At 44.4% G+C, this 16,202-nt stretch carries 18 protein-coding genes, 1 tRNA gene and 1 pseudogene; 16 read left to right on the top strand and 4 right to left on the bottom strand.

All coding sequences use genetic code 11. The features are described 5' to 3' along the window. Positions 1-524: 524 nt before the first annotated feature. Positions 525-1,307, top strand: a pseudogene (locus A4E54_RS12790) (IS256 family transposase); the annotation flags it as partial. Between the two features lie 271 nt (positions 1,308-1,578). Here A4E54_RS12790 and A4E54_RS12785 read toward each other — a convergent pair. The 3 genes from A4E54_RS12785 to A4E54_RS12775 are packed head-to-tail and all read right to left on the bottom strand — an operon-like array spanning position 1,579 to position 3,350. Then, entirely contained in the window at positions 1,579-2,250 is a 672-nt protein-coding gene (locus A4E54_RS12785; RefSeq protein ID WP_286726333.1) for a dual OB domain-containing protein, read from the bottom strand. 24 nt (positions 2,251-2,274) lie between these two features. Further along, complete coding sequence (locus tag A4E54_RS12780; protein ID WP_240085065.1) at positions 2,275-2,724, bottom strand: DUF488 domain-containing protein; 450 nt, start codon at positions 2,722-2,724, stop codon at positions 2,275-2,277. Next, the gene (locus A4E54_RS12775; protein WP_240085064.1) at positions 2,721-3,350 is read right to left on the bottom strand and encodes a DUF488 domain-containing protein; all 630 of its coding nucleotides are present in this window, start codon (positions 3,348-3,350) and stop codon (positions 2,721-2,723) included. The genes A4E54_RS12780 and A4E54_RS12775 overlap by 4 nt, the downstream gene beginning before the upstream one ends. 288 nt (positions 3,351-3,638) lie before the next feature. Here A4E54_RS12775 and A4E54_RS12770 point away from each other — a divergent pair, with 288 nt between their 5' ends. From A4E54_RS12770 to A4E54_RS12715, 12 genes are all read left to right on the top strand, one after another. Next, positions 3,639-4,031, top strand: a complete 393-nt coding sequence (locus A4E54_RS12770; RefSeq protein ID WP_240085063.1) for a L,D-transpeptidase family protein — start codon at positions 3,639-3,641, stop codon at positions 4,029-4,031. 246 nt (positions 4,032-4,277) lie between these two features. Continuing rightward, entirely contained in the window at positions 4,278-5,024 is a 747-nt protein-coding gene (locus A4E54_RS12765; protein ID WP_240085062.1) for a YebC/PmpR family DNA-binding transcriptional regulator, read from the top strand. A 39-nt stretch (positions 5,025-5,063) separates the two neighbouring features. After that, positions 5,064-5,621, top strand: a complete 558-nt coding sequence (locus A4E54_RS12760) for an epoxyqueuosine reductase QueH (protein WP_240085061.1) — start codon at positions 5,064-5,066, stop codon at positions 5,619-5,621. Between the two features lie 109 nt (positions 5,622-5,730). Next, complete coding sequence (locus tag A4E54_RS12755; protein WP_240085060.1) at positions 5,731-5,949, top strand: DUF2905 domain-containing protein; 219 nt, start codon at positions 5,731-5,733, stop codon at positions 5,947-5,949. 102 nt (positions 5,950-6,051) lie between these two features. Beyond that, on the top strand, positions 6,052-7,425 hold the full coding sequence (locus A4E54_RS12750) for a SpoIID/LytB domain-containing protein (RefSeq protein ID WP_240085059.1): 1,374 nt from the start codon (positions 6,052-6,054) through the stop codon (positions 7,423-7,425). 68 nt (positions 7,426-7,493) lie between these two features. Next, positions 7,494-8,519: a tRNA preQ1(34) S-adenosylmethionine ribosyltransferase-isomerase QueA gene (gene queA / locus A4E54_RS12745; RefSeq protein WP_240085058.1), complete on the top strand. Its 1,026-nt coding sequence runs from the start codon at positions 7,494-7,496 to the stop codon at positions 8,517-8,519. 15 nt (positions 8,520-8,534) lie between these two features. After that, a complete protein-coding gene (gene tgt, locus A4E54_RS12740; RefSeq protein WP_240085057.1) occupies positions 8,535-9,647 on the top strand; it encodes a tRNA guanosine(34) transglycosylase Tgt in 1,113 nt (370 codons plus the stop codon). A gap of 88 nt (positions 9,648-9,735) precedes the next feature. Then, positions 9,736-10,014 carry a preprotein translocase subunit YajC gene (yajC, locus tag A4E54_RS12735; RefSeq protein WP_240085056.1) on the top strand — a complete coding sequence of 93 codons (279 nt, stop codon included), beginning with the start codon at positions 9,736-9,738 and terminating at the stop codon, positions 10,012-10,014. A 124-nt stretch (positions 10,015-10,138) separates the two neighbouring features. Next, complete coding sequence (locus A4E54_RS12730; protein WP_240085068.1) at positions 10,139-10,798, top strand: HD domain-containing protein; 660 nt, start codon at positions 10,139-10,141, stop codon at positions 10,796-10,798. Positions 10,799-10,844: 46 nt separating this feature from the next. Beyond that, a complete protein-coding gene (gene secD, locus A4E54_RS12725; RefSeq protein ID WP_240085055.1) occupies positions 10,845-12,077 on the top strand; it encodes a protein translocase subunit SecD in 1,233 nt (410 codons plus the stop codon). 15 nt (positions 12,078-12,092) lie between these two features. Continuing rightward, complete coding sequence (secF, locus tag A4E54_RS12720) at positions 12,093-12,989, top strand: protein translocase subunit SecF (protein ID WP_240085067.1); 897 nt, start codon at positions 12,093-12,095, stop codon at positions 12,987-12,989. A 100-nt stretch (positions 12,990-13,089) separates the two neighbouring features. Further along, complete coding sequence (locus A4E54_RS12715; protein WP_286726331.1) at positions 13,090-13,782, top strand: heparan-alpha-glucosaminide N-acetyltransferase; 693 nt, start codon at positions 13,090-13,092, stop codon at positions 13,780-13,782. 93 nt (positions 13,783-13,875) lie between these two features. On the opposite strand, the gene A4E54_RS12710 is transcribed toward A4E54_RS12715, so the two are convergent. Continuing rightward, a tRNA-Trp gene (locus tag A4E54_RS12710) sits at positions 13,876-13,951 on the bottom strand. A gap of 137 nt (positions 13,952-14,088) precedes the next feature. Between A4E54_RS12710 and A4E54_RS12705 the strand changes: the two genes are divergently transcribed. The 3 genes from A4E54_RS12705 (at position 14,089) to A4E54_RS12695 (ending at position 16,057) form a co-directional block, all read left to right on the top strand. After that, on the top strand, positions 14,089-15,030 hold the full coding sequence (locus A4E54_RS12705) for a D-alanine--D-alanine ligase (RefSeq protein WP_240085053.1): 942 nt from the start codon (positions 14,089-14,091) through the stop codon (positions 15,028-15,030). An 18-nt stretch (positions 15,031-15,048) separates the two neighbouring features. Further along, a complete protein-coding gene (deoC, locus tag A4E54_RS12700; RefSeq protein WP_240085052.1) occupies positions 15,049-15,723 on the top strand; it encodes a deoxyribose-phosphate aldolase in 675 nt (224 codons plus the stop codon). A 145-nt stretch (positions 15,724-15,868) separates the two neighbouring features. Then, complete coding sequence (locus A4E54_RS12695; protein WP_286726330.1) at positions 15,869-16,057, top strand: hypothetical protein; 189 nt, start codon at positions 15,869-15,871, stop codon at positions 16,055-16,057. Positions 16,058-16,202 lie beyond the last annotated feature (145 nt).

The following is a 16,202-nucleotide window of genomic DNA, read 5'->3' as shown; positions in this document are numbered from 1 at the left end:
TACCCCTCCCTCCTGGGAAGAGTATAACATAAAAATAAGTTTTATTATAGATTCAGTGTTAACAAACTACTAGTAAGGAAATGGGAAAAGAAGCGGTAGGAAATATTGTTCTAGCAATGAGGAAGGATTTGTTGAATAAAAAGACAAAACTAAAATATAGTGATTTTATTTATACAGATGTAATAGAAAGAGAAGATGATTAAGCTATAGATATTATCATTGTTAATAATATCATTTGTGAGGCTGTCTTACATGACAACCGCTTAACAAGTAGCGCGACTATATTCAAACTCTTTGTACCTATCCGGGTAGTGGCCTTGACATCCACCCCACATGTGGCTGGTATAATTACCGACAGGGTGGCTCCGAAGACATACATAAAAAATTACCCCCGTCAGTTTTCCCATTGTACCACATGTAGGGACCCCGTCTGTCAAGGCTTCCCTTCGGCACCGTCAGGTTTTTAACCTCTTGGGCTCACCAAAAATATTTTTTATCTTGAAAAAGGGAATATTCAAAGTAAAATGCCCGCCGTTACCGAGTGGCAGTCAAGGCCGCTGGATCCGGTTTATCCTATTGTTTTCCTTGATGGGATAGTATTCAAAGTGCGCAAGGACAGCCGGGTCATTAACAAATGCCTGTACTCCGTTTTAGGGATCAACATGGACGGTCGTAAGGAAATATTGGGCATATGGATGTCAGAAAACGAAAGCGCCAGCTTTTGGACGACTGTATGCAACGAATTGAAAAATCGCGGCGTCCAGGACATTTTGATTGCCTGCCGGGACAACCTTTCCGGATTTTCAACCGCCATTGAGACTGTTTTCCCCAAAACAGAACAGCAGCTTTGCGTGATTCATCAAATCCGCAATTCCACAAGGTATGTACCATACAAGGACATCAAGCTGGTCATGGCAGACTTGAAGCTGGTTTACGGTGCGCCGACGCTGGAGGACGCGGAGTATCGGCTGGAGGAATTTCGTGAAAAGTGGGGCAGAAAATATCCGCAGATTTTGAAGTCTTGGGACGCAAACTGGGCGGAACTGTCCACCTATTTCAAGTATCCGCAGGAAGTACGGACACTGATTTACACCACCAACGCGGTGGAGGGATTCCATCGGATGCTGCGCAAATTTACCAAGACCAAAACGATTTACCCGACTGACGACGCGGTCAAAAAATCGGTCTATCTTTCGGTACAGGAAATCACTAAAAAATGGAGTATGCCCATTCGTGATTGGGGCATTATAATTGGGCAGCTGATGATATTTTTTGAGGATCGGCTGCAAGGTAAAATGATTTCGTGATCGGGGGCGCTGCCCCCGAACCCCCGGAGTTTATCGCTTTGGTTTTCCAAGGCAGCAGAAAAAAGCGACGTTTCAGTCGGAATCGCCGCCTCGCCAAACCTCACGCGCCGCTCGGGTCGCGCTCCCGCGTTGCCCTATCCTGCGCATGAGTAAAAGCAAGTGTGTACAATTACTTGTGAGATTATTCCATTTACACGGAAGCCGTGACACTCCCAAAACAAATAGCCCTAAATAGAATCAGGGCTACTTACACAGATAATTGTTTAACAATTTACTTTATATTTAATACTTTTGCGATAAGTTTATAATGCTTATTATCTTTGGGGTTAACGTCTCCCAAACTCACAACCAACAAGCATTTTTCCCGATAATTATAATTTCCATCTTGATATTGCAGATATATATTCTCAAATTCTGTATCCGTTAAGCGTATGTACCAATAACGGTTTCCGCTATAGTTAAAACTCATTGTTACCTTTTTCTTTTCATGTTTAGACCATTGCTTTACGTGAACGCAAATATCTTCTGGAGAAATCAGAGTTAGTGAATATCTATCTTTATCATTTAAGTTATTAAAATAAGCTCTTTCTATACATTTATCAGTATCATAGAAAAGAAAAGAGTTGTTTTCAACAGGATGTACTCTCAATAACTCTCTAATGCTAGCCGTACCTACTTTTTTCCAATAGTATGAATCGTCCAGTACGTAATTTTCAGGTTGATAGTAATTAGGTTTATATCCCTTGCACTTAATTCTTATAATGTCCATTATTTGAGGCATACTTCCATCTTCGTACATTGCATCATTAGTAGTAATGGCGTGTTGTATTTCCTCATCTTCTGATATTATTCTAACCCAGCTACCATTTTCTTTTTCCACGCCAGCAATACATAAATTATTTATCTTTTTTGATGTGGTAAGCAGAATAATATCCTTGTACATTTAGTATCCCCCTCAGTAATGACACTATATATGAATTATCTCTATGTTCAGATTATGGTAAATTCGCTTTATGTACTCTGCTACTAACCTTCTATGACACTTATCGGCTGTTGCTTCACTACAAAGAAGGCAAACATAGTCAAAGTCCTCCTTAAAATACTTATCTAATTTATCCTTAATATTTCTTTCGATTAAAAGATTATTAAAAAGCAACTCATATTGTTGCCAAGTGATTTTATTTTTTTTATAATCATCAAGGATTTTTTTATTAGGTGCTAAGTCAATATCATGTAAGTATTTAATGTTGCATAGTTCTCTTAAAAAATAATTAAGATCTTCTCCTTTAGAAAAGCCTGCTAACTGTGATGCATTATTAAGTCTTATATCAATAACTTTTTTTATGTGATTGTTTTTTAACAATGCAAAAAAGTCTTCGGCAGTCTTTTTGGTAAACCCTATTGTAAACAACCTCAACTCGTTAAACTCTCCTTCTCTACTATACTGTAACCTATATCTCTGTTTCTTAGCTTATAAGCCTGATCTATTAGTTCCGAATCGTTTTTTCTACCATCAATGATGTCAAACAAAGTCTGCTGCATTCTGTTAGGAAAATACATATCTAATAATCTTTTTTCAATAAAATCTTGGTTTTGAATTTCGCCGTTCTCAAGTATATTATCAATACTATAATCTAGTTTATGAAATTCCCTTGCGATTAATATGTTTCTATGGCAGTCAATAGGATCTTTTTCAGTACACATCAGAGCAATCTTAAAATCTTTTTTTATACCTGTCTTAATCCGTTCAATACCAGCTTTAAACAAGCTAGTATTAGTAACCTTATCGAAATCTAAGTAACCTTCTTTAGTGTAAAGACTTTTATCCTCACGTCTTGCGCCAAATTCATTCCCCATGAATATATAGTGAATGCTATTGCTAAGCAAAAATCTTCTTAGTTCATCTTTATTGAATTGGGGTGTATATTTTGAATGAGGCATACTCCTAACATCAATTAAACAATTAATGCTATGGATTTTTAACAAATGCAAAAAGTTTTCTAATTTATGCGATGAATGACCGATTGTGTATATCTTATTCATAGAATATCATTCCCTTTATTTTTTATACAATAATTATACCACAATTCTTATATTCTATTAATTTCTCAGTATTATCTTTAAATAGATACTAACAATAATATACTGATGGAAAAATTATTTACAAATAAAACCGCACCATAATTATACTATATATACAATTGTTATAAAAGGCTTTAGTTCTATAAAAGGATAAGTATTTTATAAAATGAGGTTTTAGAAAAAATAAAGGCTTATATCCCTTGATACAAGCCCATTTCGGCAGGTAGTTACCAGTGTTCCAATTCATGTGTGGGGTACGGCATTCACGGAACTAATAACGAGGCATCTATTGGCACTGCCGCCAGTCACGGGTGTGTACGCATGCGGAATGACGACGTTATCCGGATATACGACATTGTACCGCTTGGAACCAGAGTAAAAATAACAGGTAATGCTTTTACGGGAAGATTACTACGTATAGGCGTGGACCCTGGTGCGGATGTGTTGCGCGTCCAGCAAATTTTACAAATACTCGGCTATTACCGTGGCGACTTAGACGGTTTTTACGGTCCTGTTACGGAAGATGCAGTAATTAGATTTCAGCGTGACCAGGGGCTAAATCCAGACGGAATAGTCGGCCCGCTGACCTATGATCGTTTGCAAATGGTTAATGACTTGGCCCTAGAAGATAGAAGACCGTAGCTTTCAAACATATGCTTGGTATTTTTACCGGCAAGCAACAGCAAGCTTAAAAACCGGATAAGCGTTGGGAGCAGGGGAACAATACAACAGATAGAAAACATATAGAAGACATATCGTTTGCGTGTGGATAATCTATATGCTAAAATAATTTAGGAATTATTTAAGCGCTTTGCGCTTTTTTAGTTTAAACATATTCATACTAGTTAATATAATGCAGTGTATGCCTGACAAGAAGGGGGAGTATTGATGTCCGGACATTCTAAATGGGCTACTATCAAACGCAAAAAAGCAAAAGTAGATGCTCAACGGGGCAAATTATTCACGCGCTTGGCCAGAGAGATTATGGTTGCCGCGCGGCAGGGTGGTAAAGACCCGGACGGTAACGTGCAGCTTAAAACCGCTATCCAAAAGGCCAAGGAAGCAAACATCCCAAATGAGAATATTATGCGCGCTATACAAAAAGGAGCGGGTGAACTGGGCGGCGCCAGTTATGAGGAGTTTAACTATGAAGGTTACGGGCCTGGCGGGGTTGCAGTGATGATTGAAATAATGACCGATAACCGTAACCGCACGGCAAGTGAAATAAGATATATATTTTCAAGAAACGGCGGCAGTCTGGGGGAATCCGGATGTGTCGCCTGGGTGTTCCAGGAAAAAGGATTGCTCGTAGTTGAAAAAGCAAACTGCAAATATAATGAGGATGATTTGATGCTGTTAGCGATTGAATCAGGCGCCGAAGATTTTAAAGTAAGTGATGATGACTCATACGAGATTACAACTGAGCCCGGCGACATGACAGCAGTAAAAGAATCTCTGGAAAAATCCGATGTTGAAATAGCCTATGCGGAGGTTACGAAGCTTCCATTGAACACTGTCAAGCTGGAAGGACAAGAAGCGGAACAAATGGTAAAACTAATAGACAGCCTTGAGGAACATGATGACGTGCAAAATGTTTATACTAACTTCGAAACAGATATGTTGGCGGACGTATAGCGCACAATGCGGTTGATGGTCAATATTTGGAGGTTTTTTATGAAAATGTTGCTGCATATTTGCTGCGGCCCTTGCTCAATATACCCTATTCAGCACTTGAGGGGAGCAGGAATGGATATTTACGGATACTTCTATAATCCAAATATCCACCCGTATACCGAGTTCGCAAAGCGCAAAGATACTCTGGAGAAGTATGCCGCGGACATTGGCCTCAATGTCATTTTTGATAAAAAGTATCAATTGGAAGAGTTTATCCAAGGGGTAGTTCATAGGGAATCCAAACGCTGTCAATTTTGTTATTCAATGCGTCTAAGCCAGGCGGCCAGAGTGGCCAGAAAAGGGGGGTTCGACTGCTTCAGCACGACTTTGCTGGTAAGCCCTTACCAGAAACACGAACTTATCAGGGAAACCGGTGAAGCGATAGGGGATAAATATGGGATCCCATTTTACTATGCCGATTTTAGGAATGGCTACCGGGAGGCTGTTAGTTTATCCAGGGAACTGGGAATGTATCGTCAGCAGTATTGCGGCTGCGTATATAGCGAAAAGGAACGTTATTATCGTGATTCTCAGCCGAGCGGCAGGAAAAACAGCTAACTTGCATATATTACAAGTTAATCTCCCGTGTAGAAACGTGCCGTACTAACCGTACCAATGCCTGATAGTAAGTTGTCTAGATCATATGGTTGAAGGTGGGTGGCATAATATGTTGGAGTCATTCGGCAAGATGATGCTTTTCTTCGGTCTGTTTCTGACTGTAATTGGCGGACTGCTCCTGATCGGGGGCAAGTTCTTCGGGCTGGGGCACCTTCCGGGGGATATTTTTGTGCAGAGACAAAATTTCAGCTTTTATTTTCCCGTGGTTACTTGTATCGTACTAAGTATTCTACTGACGATAATTGTGAATTTATTCATACGCCGGTAAATATGTGGGATCTGAATTTTTAATTTATTGAAGGATATTGGTAATATTTATCGAATTTAATTTATTTGTGTACTTTATTTTAGAATTTACGGGAGAAAAAAAGTGGAATTAAAAATTAGAACAAAGCGTTTCTTAATTTTTCTGTTGGCTTGTTTAGTTCTTTTACCCCCAATCAGCGCAGAGGGTGCTCAGAAGTTTGACACGGTACGGGTGGCTCTAGCAAAGCAGACTGAATCGATGAGCTTTAAAACAAATGGTGATTATCAACTAATCAATTTATCAAACGGCAAGGTAATAACGGAAATAGGAAGCAAGGAAAGCTGGCTGGTGGAATTGCAGGCCGGTCAAATAATGCTCCAGAGCTCTGGGAAAAAATACGGTCCTTTTAGCGGGCCGGTCGCGGTTCAAGAGAATAATATCCGGGTAAGTATTATCGCCGCAGACGGAAATGTTGCGGAAAGAACGCCGGTGGCCGATCTGGTGGCGTTAAACGCCTCGGGGGAAGCGGTTGATATAAGTGAAAACACCGGTCTGTATGTGAGAAACGCCCGAAATGAAAGCGAATTGGCCTCAAACAAAGGATTAAACTTGATTTCATTGCTGGAGGGAACGGAATACAGGCGCTACCGGGGCAATATGGAATTCCGTGTGGAAAGCGGCAGCCTTGTGGCAATAAACGAGTTAAATATTGAGGATTACCTGCGTGGGGTAGTGCCGGCGGAAATGCCGTCGTCCTGGCCGGCCGAGGCGCTGAAAGCCCAAGCGGTCGTGGCGCGTAATTACGCCCTCCAAAGAGTCGAAGCCACCAGTGGTGCCAGCTATAATTTGACAAATGACCAGTCCAGTCAGGTCTATTTAGGCTATGACAAGGAAGTGCCCGCCACGGACCAGGCGGTTGAGGATACCCGTGGCGTGGTTATGCTCAACCGGGGTAAGCTAATCTCCTCTTTTTTCCACTCAAGCAGCGGCGGTTATACTGAAAACAGCGAAGATGTGTGGTCCAGTGCCCTGCCGTATATCAAATACAAAAAAGACCCGTTCGATAAGAACAATTTGCATTATAACTGGCAGGTTGATTATACAGCCGCTCAGTTGCTGGAAATGTTCAAAAAATCCGGTTATGAATTCAAGAAAATTACCGGTATTGACACGGTCTATACCGCTTCCGGCGCCAGGGTGAAAAAACTGACGGTTAGTGGTGTGGGAACCGACGACAAGCCTTTGCGGATTGAGATAGCGAACGCGGACAACGTGAGGATTGCTCTTGGCCTGAAAAGCGCTTTATTTACTTTGAAAAAAGGGTACGATAAGGACAAAAATCTTACGGGAGTGAATATTACCGGAAGCGGTTGGGGGCATGGTCTGGGTCTTTCTCAGTGGGGAGCCAACGGTATGGCCAGGCAAGGTTATAATTACCAGGAAATTTTGAAATACTATTATTCGAATATTAAAATTGCGGAAAATTATGGCCGGTAAAAGGTTTCATGTTATTGTTAACGGCAAAGGTTATACTTGCGGGATAATGAGGAGTTGAACAGCAACGGGTGAAGCTATCTGATTTTGACTATTTCCTCCCCGAGGGGATGATTGCCCAGGAACCGGTGAGCCGGAGGGATGCTTCCAGGCTAATGGTCCTGCATCTAAACGGGGCGCCTCTGGAGCACCGCCGGTTTACGGATTTGGTTGATTACCTGAGGCCGGGGGACACTCTGGTTATAAATGATACAAAGGTTATGCCCGCCCGCCTTTATGGCATAAAAGATATAACCGGCGCGAAGGTTGAAGTCCTGATATTAAGACAGCTGGACAAGAACCGCTGGGAGGCGCTGGTACGTCCGGGGAAAAGGCTGGCAGCAGGCACGAAGATTATATTCGGCGACGGACTCCTGGAAGCGCTGATTTTGGAGCACACGGATTTCGGCGGCCGGGTGCTGGAGTTTAGTTATAACGGTATCTTTGAAGAAATACTGGATCAGGTTGGTGTGATGCCGGTTCCTCCATATATAAAAAAGCCGCTATCAGATAAGCAACGTTATCAAACAATTTACGCCCGTCAGGCGGGGTCGGCGGCGGCTCCCACTGCCGGGCTTCATTTTTCACGGGAGTTGCTGGAACGGATTTCAAACATGGGTGTGGTCGTAGTTCCTGTGCTGCTGCACGTTGGGTTGGGTACTTTTCGCCCTGTGCAGGTAAAAGATGTCCGGGAGCATCATATGCATGCGGAGTATTATGAGATCTCGGAAAAGGCTGCCGGTACCATCAACGAAACCAAGCAAAGGAAAGGTAGATTGATTGCGGTAGGGACTACTACGACCCGTTGCCTGGAAAGCGCTGCCGGGGAAAAAGGCGAGATTTGCCCTGGCTCGGGCTGGACTGATATTTTTATATATCCGGGATATCGTTTTAAGCTGGTGGAAGGTTTGATCACTAATTTCCATTTGCCCAGGTCTACTCTGCTGATGATGGTATCCGCCTTCGCCGGAAAGGATAAAATAATGGCGGCATACAACGAGGCGGTACGGTTAAAATACCGGTTCTTTAGTTTTGGCGACGCGATGTTGATAATATAAGATCGGAGGAACTGAATGGCCGTTAGTTTTACCGTTACAAACAGACAAAAAAACGGACGGGCCCGTCTAGGGCTGCTGCATACTCCGCACGGCACGGTTGAAACGCCTGTTTTCATGCCTGTGGGCACGCAGGCCACGGTTAAGACCATGACTCCCGAGGAAGTCTGTGATGTGGGCGGCAGGCTGATTTTGAGCAATACTTATCACCTTTATCTGCGGCCCGGCCAGGAACTGGTGCGGGAAGCAGGGGGGCTGCATCGTTTTATGAACTGGTCCGGCCCTATTCTTACCGACAGTGGCGGTTTTCAGGTTTTTAGCCTGGGCCCGCTGCGCAAGGTATCTGAGGAAGGCGTTACTTTTCGCTCTCATATTGATGGTTCCGAGCACTTTTTCAGTCCTGAAAAAGCTATGGAAATACAAATGGCCCTCGGTTCGGACATCGCCATGGCTTTTGATGAATGCGCCCCGTACCCGTGCAGTTATGAATATGCGCGGGAAGCCCTAGATCGCACCAGCCGCTGGGCGGAACGGTGCCTGGCCGCACACCGCCTGAAGGAGCAAGGAGTATTCGGTATCGTCCAGGGAGGGGTGTTTCATGATTTGCGTAAAAAAAGTGCCGGTGAGATAGTCAGTCTCAATTTTGCGGGCTATGCCATTGGTGGATTGAGTGTCGGTGAGCCAAAAGAGCTGATGTATGAGTTGCTGGATTATACCGTTCCATTTTTGCCGGAAGAAAAGCCGCGTTACCTGATGGGTGTCGGCTCGCCTGATTGCCTTGTGGAAGGTGTGCTGAGAGGGATTGATATGTTTGACTGTGTTTTGCCTACCAGGCTTGCCCGGAACGGAACGGTTTTCACCCGCCGGGGCAGGCTTGTGGTGCGCAACGCCGGAAATGCGAGAGATTTAAACCCGCTTGACCCGGAATGCGGTTGTTATGTCTGCCGGAACTATAGCCGCGCATACATTCGCCACCTGCTTAAAGCCGGTGAAGTGTTGGGCATCCGTTTAACAACCATTCATAACCTCAGTTTTGTTTTGGAACTGATGAAAGAGCTCAGGGAAGCGATACGCGAGGGGAAAATGGTGGAATATAGAGATGAATTTATGGAAAAATACCAGTATGGCTAATTGTATAAAAACTTTTCTTTAAAAAAGGGATTTTTCGCATGATGAACGAATTAAGTTATTGCACTATAATGTGAAAGGAGGTCCGAGAGTGGGTATCAATTCTCAATATGCTTCAATACTGTATATTGTCGTTCTCTTCGCGATTTTATACTTCTTGATGATCAGGCCCCAGCAGCAGCGTCAAAAGAGACTTCAGGAGATGATTAATAATCTGAAGGTCGGCGACCGGGTGATTACTGTGGGCGGAATGTACGGCACAATAGATAAAATAAAGGATGACTTCTTCATTATAAAAGTATCCGATAACGTCCGCATAAAGTTCCAGAAAAATGCCGTCGGTCAAGTTGTTAGCGACGAAACGGATTAGGATTAGAAGGAGTGAGGGGAAAGGGAGTGGGGGCCGCGGGACATTTCGCGTGCGAGCGGCAAGATAAATTTATAAGCTTTAAGGATATACGCTCCTTTTCCCTGTCGGGGGGGCTTATTTGTTTATGATCACCCTGGAGGATGTCAGGAAAAACCCCGTGCTTGACTCCTTTATCCGGAAAGGCAATGAGTACCTTGGCGTGATCGGTTATACAGAGCATAGCTACCGGCATGTGCATCTGGTTTCCAGAATTGCCGGGAATATTATGGAGAGATTGGGTTTCCCGCAGCGGCAAGCTGAGTTGGCCTCAATAGCCGGGTATATGCATGACCTGGGCAATGTGATCAACCGCACCGAACACGGTATTTCCGGGGCGGTAATCGCTTATCAGATCCTAATGCAAATGGGGATGCCCGCGGCTGAAATAGCCACAGTTATTTCAGCTATAGGCAACCACGAGGAACAAAACGGAAATGCCGTAAACAGTGTTGCGGCAGCCCTGATTGTGGCGGATAAGTCTGATGTGCACCGCTCCAGGGTAAGAAACCAGGATTTCGCCACTTTTGATATTCATGACCGGGTGAACTATGCGGTAGAGCACTCATTTTTGTGGGTGGCAGACGATAAACGGGCAATTACCATGGAGTTGACCATTGACACTGACATTTGCCCCGTGATGGAGTATTTTGAAATATTCTTGAGCCGGATGATTATGTGCCGCAGGGCCGCAAGCTTCTTGAATGGCAATTTTGAACTGGTAATTAACGGGGCGAAGTTGTTGTAATAGTATCTTTTGATTTATACGACCATAGAGGAGGAAATTGAACGGCATGAAGTGGGACAAGCTTCTGAAACTGGCGGGTATAATAGTAATCGTGGCTGTTGTAGCCGTATTAGCGGTAAAACCAGTTTTCCCTGATGTCAAGTGGCTCCCTTTTGCTAAATTAATTAAACAGGGTCTTGACCTGCAAGGCGGCGTACACGTGGTGCTCGAAGCCCAAGACACTCCCGAATCGCCGGTGACGTCCGACCGCGTTAAGCAGGCCATGGCCATTATTGAAAACCGGGTCAACGCCTATGGAGTGGCTGAACCTATTGTTCAGCAGCAGGGCGACCGGAGAATTATCGTGGAACTGGCCGGAATTAACGATCCGGACGAGGCGGTGCGCAACATGATCAAAACCGCTTACCTGGAGTTTAAAACAGAGGACGGAACAACCGTGCTGACCGGCCGTCAGTTGAAGACAGCCACGGAGGGAACAGACCAAAGCGGGGTGGCTGAGGTAAACCTGGAATTTGAGCCCGACGGCGCCAAGATTTTCGCTGAGGTCACTAAAGCCAATGTCGGCAAGCCTATTTACATTCTGCTGGATAATCAGGTTATTCAAGCCCCGAATGTACAAACGCCTATCCCAGACGGCAAGGCGCGGATTTCACCTTATGCGTCTCTTGAGGAGGCGCACAATGTCGCTATTCTGCTTCGCTCCGGCGCGTTGCCGGTGAAGTTGGAAGTGATGGAGAAGCGGACGGTCGGGCCGACCCTGGGAGCGGATTCTCTGGATAAGTCAATTAAGGCGGGTATTGCCGGCCTTGCCGCGATTCTTGTTTTTATGGTCCTGTATTACCGGCTGCCCGGACTGGTCGCCGATTTCGCACTGGTTGTCTACGCCTTGCTCGTGCTGTTGATTTTCGCGGCCCTCCATGTGACCATGACCCTGCCCGGTATCGCCGGCTTTCTCTTGTCCCTGGGCATGGCGGTGGATGCGAACGTGATTATTTTTGAGCGCTTCAGGGAGGAATTGTGGGCCGGCAAGACCCTGCGGTCGGGAATAGACGCCGGTTTCAAGCGGGCTTTTGTGGCTATCTTTGACTCCAACGTTACCACCTTGATTGCCGCGGCCGTTCTATACTATTTTGGCACAGGACCGATTAAAGGCTTTGCCGTAACATTGTCCATCGGTATCCTGGTAAGCATGTTCACTGCCATCACCGTGACCAGATACTTGCTGCACCTGGTGGCCGGCAGCAACTTGGTGCGCAACGTTAAAATGTACGGGGCATAGGGGGAGACAAAGTTGATGCTAAGAGATAAAAAACCGTTTCACTTTATTAAACTAAGAAAGATATGGTACGTAATATCCATTTTGGTGATCGTGCCCGGGATCATATCGCTATTCAGCCAGGGACTCAACCTGGGCATTGATTTCCGGGGCGGCAGCCTGTTGGATTTGAAATTCAACCAGCCAACCGCCGTTGAGCAGGTTAGAGGGGTGCTGGCTGATTTTGGGCTGGAGGGTGCTTCGATCCAGCGCAGCGGTGAAACCGATTTTATTGTTAGAACCAAAGAACTGGCCGAGGATGAAAACTTGGCAGTGTTGCAAGCTCTGGACCAAAAGCTGGGTGGTGTTGCGGTGCAGCGCAATGAGCGGGTTGGTCCCGTAATCGGGCAGGAGTTGATCAGAAAGGCCCTGTTGGCGCTGGGTGTGGCCTCAGTCCTGATGGTTGTTTATATTGCCTGGCGGTTTGAGTTCAAGCAAGGTATCGCGGCCATCATCGCCATATTGCACGATGTTCTAGTAATATTAGGGATTTTCTCGATATTTCAAATCGAAGTGGACAGTACCTTCGTGGCCGCCGTCCTGACAATTATCGGTTATTCAATAAATGACACCATTGTTATTTTTGACCGGATTCGTGAAAATATGTTATACAGGAAAAAGGGCGAGGCTTTGGAGGATGTTATCAACAACAGCCTGTGGCAAACCATGGCCCGCTCAATTAATACCGGGCTGACAGTTATCTTTGTCCTGGTGGCCTTTTTCTTAATGGGCGGCGCGACTATCCACAATATGGTTCTGGCTTTGCTGATCGGAGTGTCAAGCGGCGCTTATTCGTCAATTTTCAATGCCAGCCCAATCTGGTATGATTTCAAAAAGATGGAAGAACGCGGCAGGCTTAAGGGTGCAAAGGCATAAAGCAGAAGATGCAAACTCAATTATCTTGATAATGCCCTGTTTTACGGCAGGGCTATTTTCATTATTTAAGCATTTTATAAGATGAAAAAGAGGTCCTATAATGGGCAGCAGACGAATTTGGGAAATAGATTTTTTCAGGGTTATGGCAATAATCCTTATGGTTATTTTTCATACGGTATTTGATTTGAATCGGTTTGTTGGTATAGGGATTAATTATTTAAGCGGATTCTGGTACTGGGAAGGCAAAACATCAGCTTTGATATTTATATTTCTTGCAGGAATAAGCAGCGGTTTTAGTAATAATTCTATAAGCAGAGGGAGCAAGGTACTGGCATATGGGATGATGATTACTCTTGTTACGTACATTTTTTTTAGAGAACAATATGTTCGATTCGGTATCCTGCATTTATTAGGAATAAGTATGATTCTTTTCCCTTTATTCAAAAAAATGAATAATATGCTTCTGTTCATAAGTTCAGCAGTTATAGCTCTTACAGCAATACCGCTGAAAAATACTATGGTCAAAACAAGTTTGCTGCTTCCCTTTGGCGCTGTGTACAAAGAATTCGTTACAGTTGATTATTATCCTCTAAGCCCGTATCTTTCGATGTTTTTACTAGGTGTTCTTGCTTATAAAATGTATTATTATAAAAAGCAGAGTCTTTATGAATTCAATTATGAAAATAAATATATATCAGCGATAAGTAAGAACTCACTTGCAATATATCTTATTCACCAACCGATTATTATTTCTGCGATTTTTTTATTCAAGTTTTTGACGCGTTCATCTTAGCGGCAGTGCCGACCTTTATTGCCATAATCTGCTTAAAATCTGTCCAAGCATTTGCAAATAAAAAATCTCAAAGGTTAAAACCCTTGAGAATACTGGCAGGGGAGACAGGGCTTGAACCCGCAACCCTCGGTTTTGGAGACCGATGCTCTACCAATTGAGCTACTCCCCTGTATTGCAACTCTTCCGTTCGTTATTATATAATAATCAAATTATTACGTCAAGGAAAACTCTTTTGTAGGTTTTTCTCGTTATTAAGCGAATATAATTTTAGAACAAATTATAAAATCTAAAGTGAGGTAATGGATTTTGGCTTTAAAGGTTGGGGTCTTAATGGGCGGTAAATCAGCTGAGCGGGATGTGTCCCTGCGTACAGGCGAGGCTGTTTACAACGCTCTAAGGTTGAAAGGTTATCCGTGTGTGAAGATAGATGTGGACAACAACGTAGTAAACAGAATCAGAGAGGAAAAGATAGAACTTGCTTTCCTGGCATTGCACGGCAAGTTCGGCGAAGACGGGACGATGCAAGGGATGTTGGAAATGCTCGGCATACCGTATACCGGTTCAGGTGTTTTAGCCAGTGCTATGGCAATGGATAAGATCACTACCAAAAAAATGTTGCTTTTTGAAGGGCTGCCGACACCTTTGTTCGTCTTGGTTGGTAAGAAAGAAACCGGACTTCAGGACCTGCCGTCCATAGCGGCGCGAATTACCGGTGAATTGGGCCTGCCTCTGGTAGTCAAAGCGCCCACGCAAGGTTCCACAATCGGTATAACTTTTGTGCATCAGGAGCGGGCTCTGATTCCAGCCCTGGAACTGGCCTTTCAGCACGATCCGGTTGCCCTGATTGAACAATTTGTTGAAGGTGTGGAGATAACTGCTTCAGTGCTGGGTAATGACGAGCCGGTTGCGCTTCCCCTGATTGAAATCGTTTCCGCCACTGGTGTTTACGACTATGAGGCCAAATATACCACCGGTATGAGCAGCCATATTATCCCGCCGCGTATTCCGGAGGAACAGCAGGTTTTGATTAAGGATTTGGCAGTACGCGCCTTTAAGGCTTTAGGCTGCCGCGGATTGGCGCGGGTGGACTTTATTGTTGAGCGCCGGGGAAAGCCGTATATCCTGGAGCTAAACACAATTCCCGGCATGACCGCCACGAGCCTCTCGCCGGATGCCGCCCGCGCTGCGGGAATTGAATTCCCCGAACTGGTTGAGAAAATAATTCAACTTGCCTTAAATAATAATTAGGAAGCTGAGGGAATATAGATGGGTATATCAAGAGCCGGACTAGCCGGTGTGATTGACCACACGCTTCTCAAGCCTGAAGCTACTTGTCAGAATATTATCGGTATTTGCCGGGAGGCCGTTGATTTCGGTTTTAAGTCGGTGTGCATCAACCCGTGCCATATTGATTTAGCATACCGGGAGTTGGAAAATACAAAGATTGGTATTTGCGCGGTAATTGGTTTTCCGCTGGGCGCAAGCGAGCCGGCCGTAAAAGCGGCTGAGGCGGCTGCGGCGGTTAGGGCGGGTGCTTCAGAAGTGGATGTGGTAATGAACATCGGGTTTTTTAAAGGTGGATTGCTCGGAAAAGCTCAAGAGGATCTAACTGGTGTAATTAGCGCGGCGAAGTGTGCAAAGCCTGAAGCAATTGTCAAGGTAATCCTGGAAACATGCCTTTTGACAAACGAAGAAAAAGTTCAAGCTTGCCGGCTTGCCGTAGCCGCGGGCGCCGATTTCGTCAAAACATCAACTGGTTTTAATAAAGAAGGCGCTATGGTCGATGATATAAAATTAATTAGACAATCAGTCGGACCCCGGATAGGCGTCAAAGCTTCGGGAGGAATCCGCGATCTGGCAAAAGCGCTGTCCATGTTGGAAGCCGGGGCCGACAGAATTGGCACCAGCGCCGGAGTGGTTATTGTTAATGAATTGAGATGAAAACTATTTTTTATCAATTGGGGTAAACTATGCTATAAGTTAATTATTTGCACACCCTATAAGACTCCGCTAATTTTACGGGCAGGATTTATGAGAGGCAACGGCGAATATCTTACCTTGCTTAATTAAACTGCGGGGGTGTGATATGAAAATACGGTGTATGTTATGCGGTAAGCTGTTTGAGGAAGAAGTGGCAATAGCTGATCAACATGATGACGACTATGACGAGGATGAGCTAATTGTCAGAAAGAAATCATCAGTAGTTTGTTTAATGTGTCAGGCGAAACTAAAAAATGAAGCAGATAAGAATCAGAAAAATCCTAAACCGATGTAAGATACTTTTATAATTATATTAATAGGCTCTCGGCATTAGATGGGAGGAATCATTAAATCTGGAATAAAGCAACTGGAAATTCTGGCATGCCAGGCTAAAAAGACTGTCCTTTTCACGACATTCCTAAAAATGGGCATGGCAAAGA

Origin of the sequence: Pelotomaculum sp. PtaB.Bin117, assembly GCF_002067195.1 — a bacterium.
Taxonomy (GTDB): domain Bacteria; phylum Bacillota; class Desulfotomaculia; order Desulfotomaculales; family Pelotomaculaceae; genus Pelotomaculum_D; species Pelotomaculum_D terephthalicicum.
Note: the sequence above shows the minus strand (reverse complement) of the source record. Positions and strands in the feature narration are given on the sequence as shown.

Excerpts from the sequence above, each read along its gene's own strand:
- A4E54_RS12785 (WP_286726333.1), bottom strand. The coding sequence starts at position 2,250 with ATGTACAAGGATATTATTCTGCTTACCACATCAAAAAAGATAAATAAT.
- A4E54_RS12775 (WP_240085064.1), bottom strand. The coding sequence starts at position 3,350 with ATGAATAAGATATACACAATCGGTCATTCATCGCATAAATTAGAAAAC.
- A4E54_RS12765 (WP_240085062.1), top strand. The coding sequence starts at position 4,278 with ATGTCCGGACATTCTAAATGGGCTACTATCAAACGCAAAAAAGCAAAA.
- A4E54_RS12760 (WP_240085061.1), top strand. The coding sequence starts at position 5,064 with ATGAAAATGTTGCTGCATATTTGCTGCGGCCCTTGCTCAATATACCCT.
- A4E54_RS12755 (WP_240085060.1), top strand. The coding sequence starts at position 5,731 with ATGTTGGAGTCATTCGGCAAGATGATGCTTTTCTTCGGTCTGTTTCTG.
- tgt (WP_240085057.1), top strand. The coding sequence starts at position 8,535 with ATGGCCGTTAGTTTTACCGTTACAAACAGACAAAAAAACGGACGGGCC.
- A4E54_RS12730 (WP_240085068.1), top strand. The coding sequence starts at position 10,139 with ATGATCACCCTGGAGGATGTCAGGAAAAACCCCGTGCTTGACTCCTTT.
- secD (WP_240085055.1), top strand. The coding sequence starts at position 10,845 with ATGAAGTGGGACAAGCTTCTGAAACTGGCGGGTATAATAGTAATCGTG.
- secF (WP_240085067.1), top strand. The coding sequence starts at position 12,093 with ATGCTAAGAGATAAAAAACCGTTTCACTTTATTAAACTAAGAAAGATA.
- A4E54_RS12715 (WP_286726331.1), top strand. The coding sequence starts at position 13,090 with ATGGGCAGCAGACGAATTTGGGAAATAGATTTTTTCAGGGTTATGGCA.
- deoC (WP_240085052.1), top strand. The coding sequence starts at position 15,049 with ATGGGTATATCAAGAGCCGGACTAGCCGGTGTGATTGACCACACGCTT.
- A4E54_RS12695 (WP_286726330.1), top strand. The coding sequence starts at position 15,869 with ATGAAAATACGGTGTATGTTATGCGGTAAGCTGTTTGAGGAAGAAGTG.